This is a genomic window from Brevibacterium sp. 239c (genome assembly GCF_900169365.1).
In the GTDB taxonomy this organism is placed as follows: domain Bacteria; phylum Actinomycetota; class Actinomycetes; order Actinomycetales; family Brevibacteriaceae; genus Brevibacterium.
Map to the genome: position 1 here is coordinate 1 of NZ_FXZH01000048.1, position 2,939 is coordinate 2,939.

The window sequence follows — 2,939 nt, forward strand, 5'->3', positions numbered from 1 at the left end:
AATATTGCGGCAGTCACTTACTCTCCCACAACCACCAAGTTGCAGTACCATCAGCGCGAATGGGCTTAGCTACCGGGATCGGAACGGTTAACCGGGCGTTTCCCCACCACTATCACCACCGCAAAACCAACACACCACCACCACCCCAAAAACTCTCAAGTCCTCAAAGGGCAAGTAGCGGTCCAAGAACCGTACAGCGAACGCGAACACCACACACAATGTGACTCATCAATAAACATCTCGTGAAACCCTATAAATGCTTCCCGCACACACAACCACCAAAAAAAGGGTTATATGAGTGATCGGCGTATTAGTACCAGTCAACTCCACACCTCACAGTGCTTCCATACCCGGCCTATCAAACCCATAATCTATAGGACACCTCACCCCACAAAGTGGGTTGGAAATCTCATCTCGAAGCAGGCTTCCCGCTTAGATGCTTTCAGCGGTTATCCTTCCCGAACGTAGCCAACCAGCCATGCACCTGGCGGTACAACTGGCACACCAGAGGTTCGTCCGTCCCGGTCCTCTCGTACTAAGGACAGGCCTCCACAAATTTCCTACGCACGCAGCGGATAGGGACCGAACTGTCTCACGACGTTCTAAACCCAGCTCGCGTACCGCTTTAATGGGCGAACAGCCCAACCCTTGGGACCGACTACAGCCCCAGGATGCGACGAGCCGACATCGAGGTGCCAAACCATGCCGTCGATATGGACTCTTGGGCAAGATCAGCCTGTTATCCCCGAGGTACCTTTTATCCGTTGAGCGACCACGCTTCCACAAGCCATGGCCGGGTCACTAGTCCCAGCTTTCGCTCCTGCTCGACACGTCCGTCTCACAGTCAAGCTCCCTTGTGCACTTACACTCGACACCTGATTGCCAACCAGGCTGAGGGAACCTTTGGGCGCCTCCGTTACTCTTTAGGAGGCAACCGCCCCAGTTAAACTACCCATCAGGCACTGTCCCTGAACCCGATCAGGGTCCGAAGTTAAGAAATCCAGTATAGTCAGAGTGGTATTTCACTTGACGACTCCACCACCACTAGCGTGATAGCCTCACAGTCTCCCACCTATCCTACACAAACCACACCGAATCCCAATACCAAACTATAGTGAAGGTCTCGGGGTCTTTCCGTCCTGCTGCGCGTAACGAGCATCTTTACTCGTAATGCAATTTCGCCGAGTTCGTGGTTGAGACAGCAGAGAAGTCGTTACGCCATTCGTGCAGGTCGGAACTTACCCGACAAGGAATTTCGCTACCTTAGGATGGTTATAGTTACCACCGCCGTTTACTGGGGCTTAAATTCTCCGCTTCACTGTCCTAAAACAGTTAACGAGTCCTCTTAACCTTCCAGCACCGGGCAGGCGTCAGTCCGTATACATCGACTTACATCTTCGCACGGACCTGTGTTTTTAATAAACAGTCGCTTCTCTCTGGCCTCTGCGACCACCACCAGCACATCACCAAGCAAGTTGGCTTCACCAGGATGGTCCCCCTTCTCCCGAAGTTACGGGGGCATTTTGCCGAGTTCCTTAACCACGATTCTCTCGATCACCTTAGTATTCTCTACCTGACCACCTGTGTCGGTTATAGGGTACGGGCAACACACAACCTCACGCCGATGCTTTTCTCGGCAGCATAGGATCACCAGATCACCCCACCAAAATGGGGCGCCCATCAGCTCTCACACACTATGTGGGGACGGATTTACCTACCCCCACGTGCTACGACCTTAGACCACGACTACCATCGCGTGGCCTGGCTACCTTCCTGCGTCACACCTCGCGCTTACCGACTCCACACTCAGGTCCCACACCACACACCAACCAGACATCCGAAGACATCACGGGCATATGACATGGTTAGTATCACGTGTTTTGGTATTGACGGTTATGCGTCGGTACCAGAATATCAACTGGTTGTCCATCGACTACGCCTGTCGGCCTCGCCTTAGGTCCCGACTTACCCAGGGCGGATTAGCCTAGCCCTGGAACCCTTGGTCATCCGGTGGACGGGTTTCTCACCCGTCTTTCGCTACTCATGCCTGCATTCTCACTCGTACCGGCTCCACCACTCGTTCACACGGCGACTTCACTGCCAGCACGACGCTCCCCTACCCAACACCCCACCATTACGGCTTATTGGGATGCTGCCACAACTTCGGCGGTGTACTTAGCCCCGCTACATTATCGGCGCTCAATCACTTGACCAGTGAGCTATTACGCACTCTTTCAAGGATGGCTGCTTCTAAGCCAACCTCCTGGTTGTCTTCGCAACTGAACATCCTTTCCCACTTAGCACACGCTTAGGGGCCTTAGTTGATGGTCTGGGCTGTTTCCCTCTCGACAATGAAGCTTATCCCCCACTGTCTCACTGCCACGCTGAACCTTACCGGCATTCGGAGTTTAGTTGACGTCAGTAACCCGGTGGGGCCCATCAGCCATCCAGTAGCTCTACCTCCGGCAAGAACCACGCAACGCTGCACCTAAATGCATTTCGGGGAGAACCAGCTATCACAGAGTTTGATTGGCCTTTCACCCCTAACCACAGGTCATCCCCTCCATTTTCAACTGAAGTGGGTGCGGGCCTCCACGCGCTCTTACACACGCTTCACCCTGCCCATGGCTAGATCACTCCGCTTCGGGTCTAGGACACGCGACTGAAACGCCCTATTCGGACTCGCTTTCGCTACGACTACCCCTCTCGGGTTAACCTCGCCACGCACCGCTAACTCGCAGGCTCATTCTTCAAAAGGCACGCCATCACCCCAACAAGGAGGCTCTGACGGATTGTAAGCACATGGTTTCAGGTACTATTTCACTCCCCTCCCGGGGTACTTTTCACCATTCCCTCACGGTACTATCCGCTATCGGTCATCAGGAAGTATTTAGCCTTACCAGGTGGTCCTGGCAGATTCACACGACATTCCACGAGTA

The 2,939-nt window shown here is 53.8% G+C and carries 2 rRNA genes; both read right to left on the reverse strand.

Features of this window, described 5'->3' with window-relative positions:
* Nucleotides 1-4: 4 nt before the first annotated feature.
* A 5S ribosomal RNA gene (rrf, locus tag BSP239C_RS20220) occupies nucleotides 5-123 on the reverse strand.
* A 166-nt stretch (nucleotides 124-289) separates the two neighbouring features.
* Nucleotides 290-2,939 (reverse strand): 23S ribosomal RNA (locus BSP239C_RS20225); the annotation flags it as partial.